Here is an 866-nt window from a genome sequence, read left to right as displayed (position 1 = left end):
TGTTACTTTATCTCCACTGATTTTGATAACATCAGCATTTATGCCTTTTGCTGTTAGCCATTTCACAACGGTATCAGCGTTGATATTTAGCTTGGCAACATCAATTGTAATTTGTTCTGCTGTCTGGTTAATAGCCGAAATGATGTCACCTTTTTGTACAGTACTAGTAATTGCTTTTTCCGTTAAATCGATACGCGCTGCTTGTCTTTCTACATAGGCTTTGTCAGCATAACGATTATCAGATTCCGTTCTTGTATATATTTCTGTTTTAACTGCAGCAAGACTAATACCCTGCGCATTTGCGGAAATAAGACGTTCTAGCTCAGTAACCTTTGTATTGTAGCTTTCAGTGGCTACCTTTTTAGAAATCTCATCTAGTAAATCTTGTTTATTTTTTGTAACAGTATTCTTCAATTCAGGTATTTGAAACCCACCGACATAATCTTCTACTTGCTTAATCTCAACTTTACCTTCCAATGCCTTTGCTGTATTCTCCCACCCAGCTTTTGCTTCTTGTAATTGTCTACCTTGATCTGTCTGAGTATTTTGTAATGATTTGACGCTTTGAGTAATACCTTCAGCGGTTTTTTCTACAGTCGTAACACGGTTTTTAAATCCATTTTGATTGTTTTCTACTTTTGTTATTGTTTCTTTGATACCATCTACACTTTTTGTAATTTCAGTGGTTTTCTTGGTAAATTCATCTGTTGTTACCTGCTCTTCAGGTGGTGCCGTCCAATCCTGCGGCTTATTCCCTTTATACAAGGCAACCCATTCCACAATAGATTTCGTAGTACTACTCGGATAGTTATATAAGCTTAACTTTCGTTCATTTCCACTTGTAGCCACAACAGCTTTAAAGGTTA

At 36.5% G+C, this 866-nt stretch carries 1 pseudogene; it reads right to left on the bottom strand.

The annotated features are described in order from the left end of the window. Positions 1-866, bottom strand: a pseudogene (locus tag ACQGSG_RS29210) (phage tail spike protein); the annotation flags it as partial.

It is taken from the genome of Bacillus sp. GMa5/1 (assembly GCF_050172015.1).
Classification (GTDB): domain Bacteria; phylum Bacillota; class Bacilli; order Bacillales; family Bacillaceae_G; genus Bacillus_A; species Bacillus_A cereus.
Note: the sequence above shows the minus strand (reverse complement) of the source record. Positions and strands in the feature narration are given on the sequence as shown.